Genomic DNA, 16,317 nt, shown 5'->3' with positions numbered 1-16,317 from the left:
ACCGGCTTTTCCGGTATGACGGAGCGGCATCATGCCAATGATCGTGAGATCCGATCACCCGCCATCTGCGAGCAATATGCGGGCAAGTCCCTACCAAAGGGCTAAACGGGACGGTTAACCGGAAATATATTGCATAAAATTTTAGCAAGGCGCCAAGGGCGCGCGGACGGTCAGGTGAAGGAGCGCACCAGGCTGCCGACAAGCAGGTTCCAGCCGTCGATGAGGACGAAGAACAGGATCTTGAAGGGCAGCGAAACGACGGTCGGCGGCAGCATCATCATGCCCATGGCCATGGTGATGGTGGCGACGATCAGGTCGATGACGAGGAACGGCAGCACGATCAGGAAGCCGATCTCGAAGCCGCGGCGGATTTCGGAGATCATGAAGGCCGGCACCAGGATGCGCAGGTCGACGGTGTCCCTGGCAACGACCTGGCCGCGTTCGCGGGCGAGATCGGCGAACAGGTCGAAGTCCTTGTCGCGGACATTGTGCAGCATGAAGGTGCGGAACGGGTCCGAAATCTTTTCGAACGCCTCGGTCTGGCTGATCTGGTTGTCCATCAGCGGCTTGACGCCGGTGTTCCAGGCCTGGTCGAAGGTCGGCGCCATGACGTAGAAGGTCATGAACAGCGACAGCGAGATCAGGATCAGATTGGCCGGCGTCGACTGCAGGCCGATGCCGGCGCGCAGGATCGAGAAGGCGATGACGAAGCGGGTGAAGCTCGTCACCATGATCAACAGGCCCGGCGCCACCGACAGCACGGTGAGCAGACCGAACATCTGGATGATATAGCCGACGGTGGCGCCGTCGGCCTTGCCGATGCCGCCGAGATCGAGCTGCTGGGCGGCGGCGACAGAGGTGGCGGCGACGACGATCGCGGCGGCGAGGACGAGTTTTCTCATTCGAGCAGCAATGTCCTGATCAGAACCTGTTTGGCATGGCCACCGCTGCGGATTGCGGCGCGCTCCTCGAGGTCGGCTTTCAAATGCTGGTAGCCGCTGGCGCCTTCGATCTGATGCATCTTCAGGGTGCGGACCATGGCAAGCAGGTCCTGGTGAATGCTTTCGGTAAGTTCCGGCGGCTGCGGCGCATCGTAGACCACCGACGCTTCCAGCCTTATCCAGGTGTCAGCAGGCGAAGCCAGATTGGTGGTGATCGGCGCCAGCTGGACAAGCGTCGGCCCGGTGCCGGGAGCATGTTCGGCCGCCTTGCTCGGTTGCTCGCCATTGGACTGGTTCTCCGGTGCGGCGGGCACAGGCACCGGTCCCCCGACGCCCTTCAGATAGCCGCCGGACATCCAGCCCATGCCGATCGCGGCGCCCGTCACCGCCAGCAGCATCGCAAGCTGGATGACAAGCGACGGGCCCTTTTTTTGCTGAACCTGTTCGACATTTGCCACGGCGCCGTTCTCCAGTCCTAAAAGGGGAGGACTTGGTCGAGGATCTGCTGACCGTAAGCGGGCTGCTGGATTTCGCTGACGCGGCCGCGGCCGCCATAGGAGATGCGCGCCTCGGCGATGCGTTCATAAGAGATGGTGTTTTCAGCGCCGATATCGGATGGACGCACCATGCCGGCGATGGTCAGCACCCTGAGCTCGTAATTGACGCGCACCTCCTGTGAGCCCCGGATCATCAGATTGCCGTTGGGCAGGACTTCGGTGACGACCGCGGCGACGTTGAGCTCGAGGTTCTCCGAGCGCTTGATTTCGCCGTCCGCATTGGTTTCGGTGGTGGAACTCAAGCCGGCGTCGCCCTTGCCGCTGGTGGTGGCACCTTCCCATCCGAGGTTGACGTCATAGCCGAGCTTGCGCCCGGCGGTGCGGCTGCGGTCGTTCTGGTTCTTGAAGTTGGCCTTGTCGTTGAGCTTGATCCTGACGGTCAGGATGTCGCCGTCGCGCAGCGCGCGTGGGTCGGTGAACAACCGGCTCTGGCGATCATCCCACAGCGAGAATTTCTTCACCGGCGCGGCTGGCGTCTCGGGATAGGAGTAGGGCGCATTGACGCTGCCGGTGATGCCGGTGCCAACCGGCGACAGCGCCGGCTCCCTGCCGATCTCCCTGGGGTCGGAGGCGCATCCGGCAAGTGAAGCCGTGGCGACCAGGGCGAGAATATGCGACTTCATGACGGATCTACCCTTCGGGCCGCGCTGGCCATGATGCCGGTGAGTGTGGCCGCTGCCTTCTGGTCCATCTCGTTGAGAATGACGCCGGCTTTGCGCGAATCGAGTTTCATCAGGATGGCGGCGGCGAGATCGGCGTTGACCATGGCCAGGCGCTCGGCCGCGGCATCCGGTTTCATGCCGGCATAGATCTTGACGACGCCATCCTCGGCGCGGGCCAGGAAGACTTCACGCCGCTTCAGCCATTGCTCGTATTCGGCGCGCTTGTCGTCCAGCGCCTTCATGCGGAGGTCGATGCCGGCCTGCAGCTGCTTCAGCTCTTCGGCCTGCAGCGCGTAACGGCGGTCGCGGGCGGCGTCGGCGATGTTGGAGCAGAAGCGCTGGATCTCGCTTTCATCGGGCACCTTCTCGCGGACCAGCTGCTGCACTGCCGCCGGCTGTTGCCCGCCAGGCAGAACCTGCCGCACCGCTTCTTCCGCGCGGACAGTGCCGCCGGCAAGGACCGTGGCGGCGATGACGCAAGCTGCCAAGGCTGCGCTGCGGCGGTGCTGCTTTTGGGAAAAGAAATCGATCATCGGCATGGCCTATTGGAGAACCAGATCGGCCTGCAAAGCGCCGGCCGACTTGATGCCTTGCAAAATGGCAATGATGCCGTCCGGCTTGACGCCGAGACGGTTGAGGCCCGACACCAGCGTTTCGAGGTTCGGTCCGTCGAGCACATTGACGCGGGCGTCAGGCCGCGTGGCATCGATGGTGGTGAAGGGTTCCTCCGCTGTCACGCCCTTGGAGAACGGTTCCGGCTGGACGATCTTCGGCTGTTCGGTGATCCGCACGGTGAGCGTGCCGTGGCTGATCGCCACCCGCGAGATCTTGACCTCGTTGCCGATGACGATGGTGCCGGTGCGTTCGTCGATGACGACGCGTGCCGGCGTGTCGGTCTCGACCACCAAATTCTCGATCTCGGCGTAGAAGCGCGCCGCCGAAACATTCTTCGGCCGCCTGATCTGCACGGTGCGTGCATCGCGCTCCGCCGCCACGCGCATGCCGAAGCGTTGCGAGGTGTAGCCGTTGATGGCGTCGGCGATGCGAACGGCAGTGGAGAAATCGGGGTTGCGCAATTGCAAGGTGAGCAGCGCCTGGTCCTCGAATTCGGCGCGCACCGTGCGCTCGACGATGGCGCCGTTGGGCACGCGGCCGGCCGTCGGCACGCCCTGCGTCAGCTTTTCGGCATCGCCTTGGGCAGTGAAGCCGGAAACGATGACCGAGCCTTGCCCGACAGCATAGATCTCGCCATCGGCGGCCTTCAGTGGCGTCATTATCAGCGTGCCGCCGGCAAGCGATGTGGCGTCGCCCATGGAGGAGACGTCGATGTCGATGCGGGCGCCCGACTGCACGTAAGGCGGCATGTTGGCGGTGACGATGACGGCGGCGACGTTCTTGGCCCGCGCGCTGCCGCCTTCGGTGGCGATGCCGAGATTTTCGAGCATGGCGCGGATCGACTGTTCGGTGAAGGGCGAATTGCGCAGGCTGTCGCCCGATCCGGCGAGGCCGATGACGAGGCCGTAGCCGACGAGCTGGTTGTCGCGCGAAGCCTGCAGCTGCGCAATGTCCTTGATGCGCGATGCGACCTGGCCGGGTGGCAGAGAGCTTGGGCCGTTGGAGACCCTGAACATGCGGTTGGTGGTGGCCGGATCGTATTCGGGATCGACAAAAGCGCCGCCATTCTGGCCGGCAAGATCGCGCTTTTGCTTCGGCGTAAGACCGTCGGCCAGCACCGGCTGCAGGCCGACAACGGCCGCGAGCAGAAGGGCAGCTCCGCGTCTCATGACGCGCTGACCCGGATGGTGCCGTCAGCCATCACCGTGCCGGAAAAGATCTTGCCGCTGTCTGTGTTGCGGACCTTTATCAAATCGCCGGCGGCACCCGGCTGCAGCGACACCGCCGTGGCCGAAATGGTGAGGTCGCCGGCGATGAAATAGACCTGCACGTCGGCGCCCTGTTCGACCAGCCAGGCGTCGCGGATGGCGGCGACCGGGATATAGCGGCCGGGCAGCAGCGTGCGCTTGGCGACCTTGCCCTGGAGTTCCATGGCCTGCGTGGCGACCGCATCCGGCCTGTGCTTTCCGGGGAGCAGCGTCACCGGTTTCAGCGCGCCCGTATCGATCATCTCGCCGGGATAGATAACCCGGTTGGGGATCAGAACGATCTCGCCGGTCGCCTGACTGCTCGCGACCTGGGTGCTGGTCTGCTGGTCTGCGCTCTCCTGGGCAAACGCCGGCACACCGCCGGCCACCAGCGCCAGGATCAGCGCGGTGCGGCAAAGCGCGGAGCGGGAGGCCGGAGAGACCATCAAATCTTACCTGATGTTCTTGGACACGACGGAGGCCATGTCGTCGGCGGCCTGGATGACCTTGGAGTTCATCTCATAGGCGCGCTGCGCCGAGATCAGCTCGGTGATTTCCTTGACCGGATCGACGTTGGAGGCCTCGAGATAACCCTGCTCGACTGAGGCGAAGCCGGGATCGCCGGGCACGCCGACATTGGCCGGGCCGGAGGCCGGCGTCTCCTGGAACAGATTGTCGCCGAGCGGCGCCAGGCCTGCTTCATTGGCGAAGTTGGCGAGCTGCAGCTGGCCCAGCAGCTGGAGGTCGGTCTGGCCGTCGATGCGGGCAAAGACCTGGCCGGTCTTGTTGACGACAACTTCGATGGCATCGGTCGGCACGGTGATGGCCGGGATGACATTGGCGCCGTCGACGGTCACCAGCTGGCCGGTGGCGTTGGTGTTGAAGGCGCCGGCGCGGCTGTAGAGCGTGCCGCCGTCGCCGCCCTCGATCTGGAACCAGCCGCGGCCCGTCAGCGCCATGTCGAAACTGTTGCCGGTCGAGGTCAGTTCGCCCTGCGTATGGACGTTGCGCACCGCCGTCGTCTTGACGCCGAGGCCGATCGACACGCCTTCCGGCACAAGCGATGAATTGGAGCGGTTGGGCACGCCCTGCGTGCGGTCGACCTGGTAGAGCAGGTCGGAGAATTCGGCGCGCGCGCGCTTGTAGCCGGTGGTGTTGATGTTGGCGATGTTGTTGGCGATAACTTCCAGATTTGTCTGCTGGGCATTCATGCCGGTCGCTGCGATGGCGAGTGCTTTCACGGCAAGTTCTCCTCAGATGCCCATACGGCTGATTTCGAGATAGGCGGAGACGACCTTGTCGCGAATGGCGATCGTGGTCTGCAGGGCCTGCTGGGCGCTCATGACGGCGTCGACGACCTGGCGGGTGTCGGCGTCGCCCCTCAGCGCCTGGATCGACACCTGCTCGGCATTCTGCAAGGTGTTGACGGTCTTTGAAGCAGCCTGGCTCAGCGCTTCGGCGAAGGTGGTGCCGATTTCGCTGCCGGCCATCGGCGCCCTGGTGCCCTGGAACAGGTCGGTCGTGGTATCGGCGCCGCCGATCTCCGGCTTGAGGGGAAGCGATCCGATACCGCCAATGCCGCTGATCATTACTGGTTCCTCATCAGGTCGATGGTCATGGAGATCAGATCACGCGCCTGCTTGATGACCTGAAGGTTGGCCTCGTAGGAGCGGTTGGCTTCGCTCATGTCGGCCATCTCGACCAGCACGTTGACATTGGGCATCTTGACGTAGCCCTTGTCGTCGGCGGCCTCGTTGCCGGGCTGGAATTCGACGGGAAAGTCGCTGGGGTCGCGGTCGATGGAGTTGACCTCAACCGTCGTGCCACCCGAGGCACGATCGAGTTCCGAGACGAAACTGATGGTCTTGCGGCGATAGGGGTCGGCGCCCGGGGTGTTGCCGGTCGACTGCGCGTTGGCAAGGTTTTCCGAAACGACGCGCAAACGGTCAGACTGGGCGCTGAGGCCGGACGCGGCGATCTTGAGGGCTGAGGTCAAAGCGTCCATGGTCAGCTCTTCACCGCCATCATCATCATCGAATGGAAGGCCTTGACGATCGCGGTGTTGAGTTCAAACGAGCGGCGGACCTCGCCGGCCTTCATCAGTTCGTTCTCGACCACGACCGTGTTCTTCGAGGGCATGATGGCGCCGGTCGTCTCTTCTGGCTTGACCGTGAAGCCGGCATTGGTGGCGGCAGTGCCGAGGTGGCCTGCCTGGGTGGCGGTCAGCGACACTGCCGTGCGGTCGAGCACCTTCTCAAACGGCTCGACATCGCCGGCGGTGTAGCCCGGCGTGTTGACGTTGGCGATGTTGCCGGCAATGGCGGACTGGCGCACCGACAGCCATTGCGACTGCTTGGCGGCGAGATCGAAAAGATTGACGGGCTCCATGGGGATCTCCAGGCTGGTACGTACAAGACTAGGCTGCCAGTCTTGCGCGGACCTTGCGCGGGTTAGGCGTAAGCCGGTGTGCCGCTATTTGGAGAGTTCGATCACCTGGTCGGTGCTGGTGACCATGACCCACTTGCCGCCGCGTTGCTCGATCGACGAGACGACGCTGGAGTCGGGCAGCTTCGAGCCGCGCTGGACAATCCACAGGCCGGCATCGTCCTCGATCATGGCGCGGCCATTGGCGACATGAACCATGCGAAATTTGGGATCCGCCGGGAAGGGCTGCTCGTCGACGCCGGGAGGCTGGGTCTTGTCCTCGGGGTCCTGCAGCGTGCCGGTGGCGAACAGGTCGACATCGGGAACATCGTTTGCCGTCAGCGGCTGACCGCTGTTCTCCATCTGCGAGCCGCCGCTGACCCGCCCTGCATTGGTGCCGCTGCCGCCGAACTTGATCGCCTGCACGCCGAACTGGTCCTGATTGAAGAAGATATACCAGGGAAACAGCGCGCAGATCAGGCCGAGCGTGATGCCGAGCGCGGCAAAGACGATATCGCTGCGGCGGTCGGATTTCTTGTCGAGCCTGGGATATTGCGGCCTTGGCGGCTGCGGCCATTCGGTGACCGGGAACAGCCCGTCGAGAAGCGAGTCACGACTGGTCTCGATCGCTTCTTTGGGGCCGGCGCGAGGGGTCCTTGGCAATTCAGGCTTGACGACGCTGGGCAAGGCAGGCTCGGCCAAGCGAGGCACAGTGGACTCGACTACGCTGGCTACCCTGGGCAAGAATGGCCTGGCGGCCCTGGCCAGAATGGCCTCAGCCTTGGCGGCCTTGTCGAGATCGGCCTTTGCCCTGACAGCTCTCGCTTCGTTGGCCCGGGCTTCCTCGGCGGCACTGGCCTCTGCGATCATCTCGCGCAAAAGCCGCTCGGTGTACTGAAGCTCAGTCTCCTGCATCGACACTTTGCTTGCCTTTCAGATGACGGGCGAGGTCGGAGAATGCGTCGCTCGAGGCGCGATCCCTGGGCGACTGCGTCAGCGCCTCGTAGATCAGCGGCACCTGGCGCACGGCAATATCGAGCTCGGCATCGGCGCCGCCCTGATAGGCGCCGAGCAGGCGGATGTCGCGCGTGTCCTCGAAGCGCGAGATCATCGACTTCAGCCTGGTCACCAGCATGCGTTGCTCGGGGCTCCATGCCTTGTCGGCAAGGCGCGAGATCGACGACAGCGGATTGACGGGGGGGTAGCGGCCCTGTTCGGCAATGGCGCGGTCGAGCACGACATGGCCGTCGAGGATGCCGCGTACCGAATCGGCGACCGGGTCGTTGTGGTCATCGCCGTCGACCAGCACCGAGATGATGGCAGTGATCGATCCCTGTCCTTTGATACCGGGGCCTTCAGCGCCAGGTCCGGCGCGTTCGAGCAGCTTCGGCAGGTCGGTGAAAACCGAAGCGGGATAGCCCCGGGCGACCGGCGGCTCGCCGGTGCCGGTCGCTACCTCGCGCAGCGCATGGGCAAAGCGGGTAATCGAATCCAGCACCAGCAGCACGCGATGGCCCTGGTCGCGAAAATGTTCGGCAACGCGCATGGCGGTATCCGGCGCGCGCCGGCGCATCATGGCGCTCTCGTCGCTGGTAGCGACGACGGCGACCGTCTTGGCCATGCTCTCTGCGCCGATCGTGTCTTCGAGGAATTCGCGTACCTCGCGGCCGCGCTCGCCGATCAGCGCCACGACCACGGTGTCGAAGGCGTCGGCGCCGGCCAGCATGGCGAGCAGCGTCGACTTGCCGACGCCGGAACCGGCAAAGACGCCGAGGCGCTGGCCGAGGCAGAGCGGCGTGAAGATGTCGATGACCTTGACCCCGGTCGTGAAGGCGGTGCCGACGCGCTGCCGCGCCATGGCGCCGGGCGTTGTGCCGTCGCCGCTCGCAGCCTCGCCGATCCTGATCAGCGGCGGGCCGCCGTCGATGACGCGGGTCAGCGCGTCGATGGCGCGCCCGCGCCACGAAGCATGCGGCGTTACCATCAGCGGGCCGCGGCGAAACACGGCGTCGCCGATGCCGGCGTCGGCGCTGCGTTCGAAAGGGGCGATGGCGACTTCGTCGCGGCCGATCCTGACGATCTCGCCGCGGCGCGTGCCGGCATTGCCGCGCTGTTCGACGAGGTCGCCAAGCCTGGCGACTTCAGACAGGCCGCGCACCTTGTAATGCGTTGGCGAAACCTCCGAAACACGGCCGCCGCGCCGCAGCAACGTCTCGGTGTCATCGAAGCGGCGCCAGATCCGCTCCAGCGCAGCCAGCCGGTTTTCCGGTGCTGTCTCCGGTTGCCGTTCAAGCGCGCGTATCGATGATTTGCTGCTCGACATGCTGCTACGACTTGGAGCCGAGCGTCTTGATGGCGTCGTCGGTCGAGGCATCGGTCTGGCGCATCAGCGCCGCCGTGTTCTCGAAGGCGCGCTGGACCATGATCAGGCGCGTCATCTCCAGCACCGGATTGACGTTGGATTCCTCGACATAGCCCTGCGCGACGCCGAGATCGGAACGGTCGGTGACCGGCTCCGGCGCACGCGCGGGCACGATGCCAGAATTGCCGTAGCGGACGAAATTCGGGCCGGGATCGAAATTGAACAGGCCGATGGCGCCGACGAGCTTGTCGCCCTGGCGCAGCGAGCCGTCGGCGCCCGCCTTGGGTGGGCCGTCGCGCGGGTCGAGCTGGATCGGCGCACCGCCGGCGTCGAGCACCGGATGGCCTTCGAGCGACATCAACTCGCCGTTCTCGTTCATCGAAAAACGTCCGTCGCGCGTCATCACGGTGCCGGCCGGGGTGTCGATGCCGAACCAGGCATCGCCCTGGACGGCGAAGTCGAACGGGTTGCCGGTCTGCGTCATCGCGCCATGCGCGCCGGACAAATAGGTCTTGCCGGAGGAGGCGAAGGACACCGATTTGGGGCCGCTGCCGGAGACGACATCCTCGAACTTCACGCCGGTGGCGCGAAAGCCGATGGTCGAGGCGTTGGCGACATTATCGGCGATGGTGTCGAGACGGCGCTCAAGCGCGATCTGCGAGGAAAGGGCGACGTAAAGGCTGTCCTGCATGGTGTTCTCAGAATCTCAGTTTCTGCATGGCCATCATCAGATCGGTCGAGATGCCGACGGTGGTCGGCTGCGCAAACAGCACACCGATCGATGTCTGGGCGGTCGAGGTCGGATGATTGATTTCCCAAAGGCTGGTGAAGCGGGTGAGGAATTTCTCGAGCTTGGCCGGGTCGGTGAAATCGGTGAGGTCGAGCTTTGCCTCGAAGGCCTGCGCCTGCTTGTCGATATCTGCGGCAGCGAAGGAATCAGGCAGGCCGATGGCGGTGCGTACCACGCTGGCCAGGGCCGTGTCGGCCAGCACGTCGTACCAGTTGGTGATGGTCGAGGCCTTGCGCTCGAAATAGAGCGCCAACCGCACGCCCTCATTGGTCTTGCCGGCGTCTTCTTCCAGGGTCTGGCGCATGTATTTGTCGACCACCGGCTGCTGCGACGGGCTGCGGGTCGTTGCCGCTTCGCCGTAGGCCTCGAAATTCAACGAGGTGGCGAGCCTGGCATAGGCCTTGTTGGAGAGCTTGTTGGCGACACTGGCGGGATCGCGGACACCGCCCTCAAGGACATCACGGACGAGATCCTTGTTGGTGGTCGCCGGATCGAGCCCGCTTGCGGACAGAGCATAGTTATAAAGGCGGCTGTCGGCCATCAGGTCGTCGACCGATTTCACCTTGGTGATGTTGGCGAGGTAGTAGCTGGTCTCGGCCTGGACGGCGTCCGCATTCGGCTTGATGAGGCCAAGACTGGACTCGGTCGTGTAGAGCTTCGGCGTGGTCTTCAGCACCGCGTCGCGCGTGATCGTCTGATCGCCATACTGGGCAAAATCAAAGGCGCTGACGAAGTTGGCGTAGCTCTTGTCGGTCAACAGGTTGGCGGGACTCAACGGATCGGTGACGCCGCCATTGACCATGGTGCGGATCTGCTTCGTCGTCTGGGTCGATGCATCAAGCCCATAGGCAGCCATGGCGAAGGTCAGCAGGCGCTTGTCCTTCAGCAGGTCTTCGATGGACTTCACCTTGGAGATGTTGGCTGCGTAGTAGTCGGCCTCGCCCTTGATGTATTGCGCGGTCGGCTTGACGAGCAACAGTCCGGTTCCGCCGATCACAGCCTTCGGCACCGCCTGCTGGACGGCGTCGCGCGCCGTAGCCTGGTCGCCATATTGGGCAAAGTCGAAAGCCGCGACGAAAGCCGCATAGCCCTTGTTTGTCGACGTGTTTGCGGGGCTGTTCGGGTCGGTGACGCCGCCTTCCAGCATGGCCCGCACGGTCGCAGCCGGCTCGGCGTCGGCGTCCAGGCCGAACGCGGCCATCGCATAGGTGAGCAGGCGATCGTTGCCCATCAGGTCGTCGATCGATTTTACGTTGGAAATGTTGCTCAGGTAGTACGAGGTTTCGCCCTTGTAGTAGGTGAAGCCGTTCTGCGAAGGGCCGACCGAGACCTGGAGACCATAATTGTTGGTCATGCCCTGCTGTGCCGAATTGTAGCTCGTGGCATTAGCGCCAAGTGCGGCGAAATTGAAGGCCGACACGAACTCGGCATAACGCTTGTCGCTCAGTTTGTTGGCGAAGCTGTCGGAATCCGACACCCCTTCCTTCAGGGCTTTGACCATGAAGGCCTTGGCGTAAGCCATGTCGCCGAGACCGAAGGCTTTCATGGCATATTTGAACAGCCGGTCGTTCTTGACGAAATCGTCGATCGATTTCACGCTGCCGATGTTCGCGAGATAGTAGTCGGTGTCGCGCTTGGTGATCGGCTCCGCCTCGATGCGGTCGATCGCCTTGGGGATGTCCCTGGCGATGAGCTGGTAGCTGGTAAAAGTGCTCAACACGACATGCCTCCGGTCGCAGCTTCAAAAGCAAGACTATGCGGACTTGCTTGCGCGAGGCTGAATCGCCTCACCTTGCATGATTCAAGCCTCACACAAGGCACGGGGGCTATCGGTTAGGCCTGACGTGATGCGGAAGGATCTGGCGTGGGCATTCTGATCGGACTTGTGGTGACGCTCGGCTGTGTTCTCGGCGGCTTCATGGCGATGGGCGGCCATCTGCATGTGCTGATGCAGCCTTGGGAAGCGGTGGTCATCTGTGGCGCCGCACTTGGAACCTTTCTCGTCGCCAACCCGATGAAGACGGTCAAGGACACCGGCAGGGGTATCCTCGAAGCGTTCAAGCAGGCGGTGCCGAAAGAGCGCGACTATCTGGAGACGCTGGGCGTGCTGCACAGCCTGATGCGCGAACTGCGCTCGAAGTCGCGCAGCGAGGTCGAGGCGCATATCGACAATCCGGAGGAGTCGGCAATCTTCCAGGCGTTCCCGACCGTGCTCAAGAACCACGACCTGACGAATTTCATCTGCGACTACTGCCGCATCATCATCATCGGCAATGCCCGCTCGCATGAGATCGAGGCGCTGATGGACGAGGAAATCCAGACCATCAAGTCCGACAAGATGAAGGCTTACCATGCGCTGGTGGCGGTGGGCGATGGTCTGCCGGCGCTCGGCATCGTCGCCGCCGTGCTCGGCGTGGTCAAGGCGATGGGCGCGCTCGACCAGTCGCCCGAAATCCTCGGCGGCCTGATCGGCGCTGCCCTTGTCGGAACCTTCCTCGGCATCTTCCTGTCCTATGCGGTGGTCGGGCCGGTCGCCACCAAGATCAAGACGGTGCGCGAGAAGAAGAACCGCCTCTATATCATCGTCAAGCAGACGCTGCTTGCCTACATGAACGGCGCCCTGCCGCAGGTGGCGATCGAGTTCGGTCGCAAGACCATCTCGTCCTATGAGCGGCCGACGATCGATGCCGTCGAGCAAAGCACGATGAACACAGCTTCCGCCGAGAAGAAAGCGGCTTGAGCCATGCATGACGACAGACAGGACCGCACGCCGTCATGACAAGTCCTGGCAGCCCCTCGCAAGCCCGCTCGCTGATCATTGAGCGTCTGGTCGGTGACAGCGGTGAGGCCGCTCATGTCATCGGCACCGGGCGCTCGATGGGCGAGCGCGCCCTGCCGCTGCTGCAGAAGAGCCTGGCCGGCGAACTCGGCGCACCGGTCACCGTCGACCTGCGCGCGGTCGAGATCAGCCGTGTTCCCGATGCCCGCACGAATGCCGGCGATGCCTTTGCCATGGCCATCATAGCATCGCCGACGTCTTCGGATGCGATGACGCTGGTGGCTGATGCGCCGGCCATCGCCGTGATGGTGTGCGCGCTGTTCGGCGGCGATCCGGATCAGCCGGTTTCGCCGATCGAGCGCGCTCTGTCGCAGATCGAGACCGATGTCGCGACCACGGTCTTCCAGGAAGTTGCGCAGGCGTTGAACGGATCGGGCCGGCGCTCGCTCGAGCTGCGGCTGCCGGTGCCGCGGGCGCTTTCGGGCAGCGAAGCCAAGCGTCGCGTGCTGCGCGATGGCGCGGCGGTGCGCATCGTCTTCGGCATCTCGACGCCGACCGACAGCGGAACGGTCACGGTGATGATCCCGCAGCGCATTCTGCTTGCCACACGCGGTATCGCCGATGTCCACGACAGCGAAGGCACGACCTCCGACTGGCGGGCACGTTTTTCCGAAGAAGTGATGCGCTCGACGGTGACGCTCGAAGCGACCATGCCGCTGGCCCGCCTGACGCTCGGCGATCTCGCCGGTTTCGAGCCAGGCCAGGTCATCGAGTTCGAGGAAACCGCGCAGTCGCAGGCCAAGCTGAGCGCGCGCGACAAGACGCTGTTTGTCTGCGAGTTCGGTAAACTCGGGCAGAACTACACCGTCCGGATCAGGCATCCTTACGATGCCGGTCAGGATTTTATCGATGGGCTCATGCCGGGCTGACGCCGGGCAAGCCCAAGCATTTGGAGACGACTGATGGCCAAGACCAAGGTGGAAGCCAATATCGACCAGCCGGACGAACAGCTCGACCGCGCCATCGAGGAATTGCGCGGCGTCCTCCAGGAGGAGGAAAAGCGCCCCGACGCCGCCTTGCGGGCTGCCACGTCCGGCGCCAATTCCAACATCATCATGAGCATCCCGGTCGATGTGCAGATCATCCTCGGCAGTACGGAAATGCCGGTGTCGGACCTGATGGCGCTGCAGAAGGGCTCGACGGTGGCGCTCAACCGGCGCATCGGCGAACCGGTCGATGTCGTGGTCAACGGCCGCAAGATCGCGCGCGGCGAGATCACCGTGCTGGAAAGCGATCCGTCGCGCTTTGGCATCAGGCTGACCGAAATTATCGCGGCGACCAAGGGCGCTTGAGCAATGAATGACATGCGGTCTCAGCAGGAGCGGATGCCATGACGACGCCGGTGACGCTCACGCGCCCGCAAAAGGCCGCCGCCATCCTGGTGGCGATGGGCAAACCTTCGGCCAGCCGGCTGCTGAAATTCTTCAAGCAAGAAGAACTGAAGGCACTGATCGAAGGGGCGCGGCTGCTGCGCACCATTCCGCAAAGCGACCTCGAACGCATCGTTGCCGAATTCGAGGCCGAGTTCACCGAAGGTGCGGGCCTGCTCGATTCCGCCGACCGGATGGACACGATCCTCAATGAATCGCTGTCGCCCGAAGAGATGAGCGCCATCATGGGCGACAAGCGCTTCGAGGTTGCGCCGGAAGGGCCACCGCCGATCTGGCCGGAGCTGGAAAAGCTCGAACCGACGCGTCTGGGCACATTCCTTGCCGCCGAGCATCCCCAGACCGCGGCCATGGTGCTGTCGAAGCTTGCGCCGCAAGCCGCCGCCAACATTTTGCTGACCATGGAAAAGCCGATGCGCAGCGAGATCATCAAGCGCATGGTGACGATGGCGACCATTCCGGACGCGGCCACCAGGATCATCGAGAACCAGCTGCGCGCCAGCGTGCTGGCGCAGACCGCGACCAAGGATATCTCGGCGGGACAGGCGCGCGTCGCCAGTATGCTCAACGAGATGGACAAGCCTCAGTTGGAAGAGGTCATGCAGGATCTGGAAGAGGCCGGCACGCCGGACCTCGGCGGTGTTCGCTCCAGGTTGTTTGCCTTCGACGATCTGCCGCTTTTGACGCAGAAGGCGAGGGTACTCCTTTTCGACGGGCTGTCGACCGAACTGATCACGCTGGCGCTGCGCGGTGCGGCGCCCGCATTGACGGAATCGGTGCTGTCGGCGATCGGCGCACGGTCGCGGCGCATGATCGAGTCCGAGCTCGGCCAGGGCTCGGAAGGCATTCAGCTTGCCGACATCATGACGGCGCGCAAGAACATCGCGGTGGCGACAATCCGGCTTTCGCGCGAGGGGGCTTTCGAACTGCCCTCATCGCAGCAGAGCGAAGCGGCTTAACGCCGAGCGCTGAATGGCTGAAGCGGCGGACAAAGACTCCAAAACCGAAGACGCGACCGAAAAGAAGATCCGCGACACCGTCGAACAGGGCAAGCTGCCCCATTCGCGAGAGGCCGCACTTCTGGCGTCCTTCATCGCCATACTGGTGTTCACCGTCTTCTACGCCAAGGACGCGGTCGTTGATCTCGGCATGTTCCTGTCGATGTTCCTGGAAAAGCCCGAGGCGTGGCCGATGGACACCGAGACCGACGTCATCGCGCTCTACAAGACCGTGATGATGGAAATAGGCAACGCCGTCGTCAGCCTGCTGGTGCTGCTGGTGGTGGCCGGCATCGGCGCCTCGGTGCTGCAGAACATGCCGCAAGTCGTCGGCGAGCGGATCCGGCCGCAACTGTCGCGCATCTCGATAGCCAAAGGCTGGACCAGGATGTTCGGCATTCAGGGCTGGGTCGAGTTCCTGAAATCGCTGGGCAAGCTCGGCTTCGCCAGCATCGTGCTCTACTTCACGCTATCGCAGGACTACCGCCAGCTCCTGGCCGGCATGATCACCAACCCCGTCGCTTTCGGCCTCGTCATCAAAAGCATCACCGTCGACATATTGGTGGCGATCGTCTTCGTCATGGGGCTGATCGCGGCGGTCGACGTCGTCTGGTCGCGCTTCCACTGGAAGCAGGATCTGCGGATGACCAAGCAGGAGGTCAAGGACGAGTTCAAGCAGTCCGAGGGCGACCCGATCATCAAGTCGCGGCTGCGCTCGCTGGCGCGCGACCGGGCGCGCAAGCGGATGATGACGGCGGTGCCGCGCGCGACGCTGATCATCGCCAATCCGACGCACTTTTCCATCGCGCTCAGATATGTCCGCGACGAGGATTCAGCACCCATGGTGCTGGCCAAGGGCCAGGACCTTGTGGCGCTCAAGATTCGCGAGATTGCCAAGGAGCACAACATCCCGATCTTCGAGGACGTGGCGCTCGCCCGCTCCATGTACAAGCAAGTTTCGGTTGATAGCGTGATCCCGTCGCAATTCTACCAGGCCGTCGCCGAACTGGTGCGGATCGTCTACTCCAAAAAGGCTGAGCGGAGACAAATTTCATGAACCGCCAACCGCACGCAAAATCCCGCGAACTCATCGTCGCCAAGGCCATCGAGCAGGTGGTCGACGAGTTGCGGCTGATCGACGTCGCCGACTACATCGCCTTCATCCGGCTCGAGCATTTCGCTTGCCTGTCGGATCTGGTGGATTCGGCTGTGGAGCTTTTTTTCCTCCCAGGCACGCTCAGGCTCGGCCATGGCGGAGAGGCACATGTCGACTGGAGCGGCAGCCCGCGCATCGTGCTCGATCTCGAGCTTCGGCCGCCGGGCGTCACCGTCTATTTCCAGCTGACGCTGAGCGAGGAGAGGTCTTCGGTCGCGGTCAACTATGTGTCGTTCGAAAAGCCCGGGGAAGACCCCGAGCACAACACCGCTTTGCTGGAGACGGTGATCGAAGAGGCGCGAATCCGCAGGACCGAGCCGCTCGCCTATCGCTGATCT

The 16,317-nt window shown here is 63.7% G+C and carries 20 protein-coding genes; 6 read left to right on the top strand and 14 right to left on the bottom strand.

Annotated elements, in window-relative coordinates:
- Nucleotides 1–170: 170 nt before the first annotated feature.
- The 14 genes from fliP to NLY36_RS09080 form a co-directional block, all read right to left on the bottom strand.
- A complete protein-coding gene (gene fliP, locus NLY36_RS09145; protein WP_023710973.1) occupies nt 171–902 on the bottom strand; it encodes a flagellar type III secretion system pore protein FliP in 732 nt (243 codons plus the stop codon).
- Complete coding sequence (locus NLY36_RS09140; protein ID WP_023735023.1) at nt 899–1,399, bottom strand: flagellar basal body-associated FliL family protein; 501 nt, start codon at nt 1,397–1,399, stop codon at nt 899–901. The genes fliP and NLY36_RS09140 overlap by 4 nt, the downstream gene beginning before the upstream one ends.
- Before the next feature lie 17 nt (nt 1,400–1,416).
- Complete coding sequence (gene flgH, locus NLY36_RS09135) at nt 1,417–2,121, bottom strand: flagellar basal body L-ring protein FlgH (RefSeq protein ID WP_023691727.1); 705 nt, start codon at nt 2,119–2,121, stop codon at nt 1,417–1,419.
- A complete protein-coding gene (locus NLY36_RS09130) occupies nt 2,118–2,699 on the bottom strand; it encodes a MotE family protein (protein ID WP_027049841.1) in 582 nt (193 codons plus the stop codon). Before NLY36_RS09130 ends, flgH begins: the two co-directional genes overlap by 4 nt.
- Before the next feature lie 3 nt (nt 2,700–2,702).
- Nucleotides 2,703–3,944 (bottom strand): flagellar basal body P-ring protein FlgI, encoded by a 1,242-nt coding sequence (locus NLY36_RS09125; RefSeq protein ID WP_023735022.1) that lies wholly within the window; start codon nt 3,942–3,944, stop codon nt 2,703–2,705.
- The gene (flgA, locus tag NLY36_RS09120; protein ID WP_023735021.1) at nt 3,941–4,468 is read right to left on the bottom strand and encodes a flagellar basal body P-ring formation chaperone FlgA; all 528 of its coding nucleotides are present in this window, start codon (nt 4,466–4,468) and stop codon (nt 3,941–3,943) included. The genes NLY36_RS09125 and flgA overlap by 4 nt, the downstream gene beginning before the upstream one ends.
- 6 nt (nt 4,469–4,474) lie before the next feature.
- Entirely contained in the window at nt 4,475–5,263 is a 789-nt protein-coding gene (flgG, locus tag NLY36_RS09115) for a flagellar basal-body rod protein FlgG (RefSeq protein WP_023673650.1), read from the bottom strand.
- Nucleotides 5,264–5,275: 12 nt separating this feature from the next.
- Nucleotides 5,276–5,611, bottom strand: a complete 336-nt coding sequence (gene fliE, locus NLY36_RS09110) for a flagellar hook-basal body complex protein FliE (protein ID WP_023673649.1) — start codon at nt 5,609–5,611, stop codon at nt 5,276–5,278.
- Nucleotides 5,611–6,027, bottom strand: coding sequence for a flagellar basal body rod protein FlgC (gene flgC, locus NLY36_RS09105; RefSeq protein WP_023686341.1), 417 nt, complete (start codon nt 6,025–6,027; stop codon nt 5,611–5,613). The genes fliE and flgC overlap by 1 nt, the downstream gene beginning before the upstream one ends.
- A gap of 2 nt (nt 6,028–6,029) precedes the next feature.
- Nucleotides 6,030–6,410 (bottom strand): flagellar basal body rod protein FlgB, encoded by a 381-nt coding sequence (flgB, locus tag NLY36_RS09100; RefSeq protein WP_023683310.1) that lies wholly within the window; start codon nt 6,408–6,410, stop codon nt 6,030–6,032.
- Nucleotides 6,411–6,494: 84 nt separating this feature from the next.
- Nucleotides 6,495–7,361: a hypothetical protein gene (locus NLY36_RS09095; RefSeq protein ID WP_031249020.1), complete on the bottom strand. Its 867-nt coding sequence runs from the start codon at nt 7,359–7,361 to the stop codon at nt 6,495–6,497.
- Nucleotides 7,348–8,769 (bottom strand): flagellar protein export ATPase FliI, encoded by a 1,422-nt coding sequence (gene fliI / locus NLY36_RS09090; protein WP_023735020.1) that lies wholly within the window; start codon nt 8,767–8,769, stop codon nt 7,348–7,350. The genes NLY36_RS09095 and fliI overlap by 14 nt, the downstream gene beginning before the upstream one ends.
- Before the next feature lie 4 nt (nt 8,770–8,773).
- Nucleotides 8,774–9,499: a flagellar basal-body rod protein FlgF gene (flgF, locus tag NLY36_RS09085; RefSeq protein WP_023671749.1), complete on the bottom strand. Its 726-nt coding sequence runs from the start codon at nt 9,497–9,499 to the stop codon at nt 8,774–8,776.
- A gap of 7 nt (nt 9,500–9,506) precedes the next feature.
- The gene (locus NLY36_RS09080) at nt 9,507–11,318 is read right to left on the bottom strand and encodes a DUF1217 domain-containing protein (RefSeq protein ID WP_023735019.1); all 1,812 of its coding nucleotides are present in this window, start codon (nt 11,316–11,318) and stop codon (nt 9,507–9,509) included.
- A 144-nt stretch (nt 11,319–11,462) separates the two neighbouring features.
- On the opposite strand from NLY36_RS09080, the gene motA reads away from it, so the two are divergent.
- From motA to NLY36_RS09050, 6 genes are read left to right on the top strand one after another with little or no spacing between them, the layout of a single operon-like run.
- Nucleotides 11,463–12,338: a flagellar motor stator protein MotA gene (motA, locus tag NLY36_RS09075; protein ID WP_023671751.1), complete on the top strand. Its 876-nt coding sequence runs from the start codon at nt 11,463–11,465 to the stop codon at nt 12,336–12,338.
- A 35-nt stretch (nt 12,339–12,373) separates the two neighbouring features.
- On the top strand, nt 12,374–13,306 hold the full coding sequence (locus NLY36_RS09070; protein WP_023683478.1) for a FliM/FliN family flagellar motor switch protein: 933 nt from the start codon (nt 12,374–12,376) through the stop codon (nt 13,304–13,306).
- Between the two features lie 33 nt (nt 13,307–13,339).
- Entirely contained in the window at nt 13,340–13,729 is a 390-nt protein-coding gene (gene fliN / locus NLY36_RS09065) for a flagellar motor switch protein FliN (protein ID WP_023683477.1), read from the top strand.
- A 38-nt stretch (nt 13,730–13,767) separates the two neighbouring features.
- Entirely contained in the window at nt 13,768–14,784 is a 1,017-nt protein-coding gene (locus NLY36_RS09060) for a flagellar motor switch protein FliG (RefSeq protein WP_023683476.1), read from the top strand.
- Nucleotides 14,785–14,797: 13 nt separating this feature from the next.
- Nucleotides 14,798–15,880: a flagellar biosynthesis protein FlhB gene (gene flhB, locus NLY36_RS09055; RefSeq protein WP_023683475.1), complete on the top strand. Its 1,083-nt coding sequence runs from the start codon at nt 14,798–14,800 to the stop codon at nt 15,878–15,880.
- A complete protein-coding gene (locus NLY36_RS09050; RefSeq protein WP_023671756.1) occupies nt 15,877–16,314 on the top strand; it encodes a BspJ family T4SS effector nucleomodulin in 438 nt (145 codons plus the stop codon). Before flhB ends, NLY36_RS09050 begins: the two co-directional genes overlap by 4 nt.
- Nucleotides 16,315–16,317 lie beyond the last annotated feature (3 nt).

Source organism: Mesorhizobium sp. C399B (assembly GCF_030323185.1).
GTDB lineage: Bacteria > Pseudomonadota > Alphaproteobacteria > Rhizobiales > Rhizobiaceae > Mesorhizobium.
The sequence above is the reverse complement of the archived record's forward strand: the minus strand, read 5'-3'. Positions and strand labels throughout refer to the sequence as shown.

Coding starts and splice junctions, on each gene's coding strand:
- fliE (WP_023673649.1), bottom strand. CDS start 5,611: ATGATCAGCGGCATTGGCGGTATCGGATCGCTTCCCCTCAAGCCGGAG.
- flgC (WP_023686341.1), bottom strand. CDS start 6,027: ATGGACGCTTTGACCTCAGCCCTCAAGATCGCCGCGTCCGGCCTCAGC.
- NLY36_RS09050 (WP_023671756.1), top strand. CDS start 15,877: ATGAACCGCCAACCGCACGCAAAATCCCGCGAACTCATCGTCGCCAAG.
- NLY36_RS09125 (WP_023735022.1), bottom strand. CDS start 3,944: ATGAGACGCGGAGCTGCCCTTCTGCTCGCGGCCGTTGTCGGCCTGCAG.
- NLY36_RS09095 (WP_031249020.1), bottom strand. CDS start 7,361: ATGCAGGAGACTGAGCTTCAGTACACCGAGCGGCTTTTGCGCGAGATG.
- NLY36_RS09060 (WP_023683476.1), top strand. CDS start 13,768: ATGACGACGCCGGTGACGCTCACGCGCCCGCAAAAGGCCGCCGCCATC.
- flhB (WP_023683475.1), top strand. CDS start 14,798: ATGGCTGAAGCGGCGGACAAAGACTCCAAAACCGAAGACGCGACCGAA.
- NLY36_RS09130 (WP_027049841.1), bottom strand. CDS start 2,699: ATGCCGATGATCGATTTCTTTTCCCAAAAGCAGCACCGCCGCAGCGCA.
- flgF (WP_023671749.1), bottom strand. CDS start 9,499: ATGCAGGACAGCCTTTACGTCGCCCTTTCCTCGCAGATCGCGCTTGAG.
- flgH (WP_023691727.1), bottom strand. CDS start 2,121: ATGAAGTCGCATATTCTCGCCCTGGTCGCCACGGCTTCACTTGCCGGA.
- NLY36_RS09070 (WP_023683478.1), top strand. CDS start 12,374: ATGACAAGTCCTGGCAGCCCCTCGCAAGCCCGCTCGCTGATCATTGAG.
- flgA (WP_023735021.1), bottom strand. CDS start 4,468: ATGGTCTCTCCGGCCTCCCGCTCCGCGCTTTGCCGCACCGCGCTGATC.
- fliP (WP_023710973.1), bottom strand. CDS start 902: ATGAGAAAACTCGTCCTCGCCGCCGCGATCGTCGTCGCCGCCACCTCT.
- fliN (WP_023683477.1), top strand. CDS start 13,340: ATGGCCAAGACCAAGGTGGAAGCCAATATCGACCAGCCGGACGAACAG.
- flgB (WP_023683310.1), bottom strand. CDS start 6,410: ATGGAGCCCGTCAATCTTTTCGATCTCGCCGCCAAGCAGTCGCAATGG.
- fliI (WP_023735020.1), bottom strand. CDS start 8,769: ATGTCGAGCAGCAAATCATCGATACGCGCGCTTGAACGGCAACCGGAG.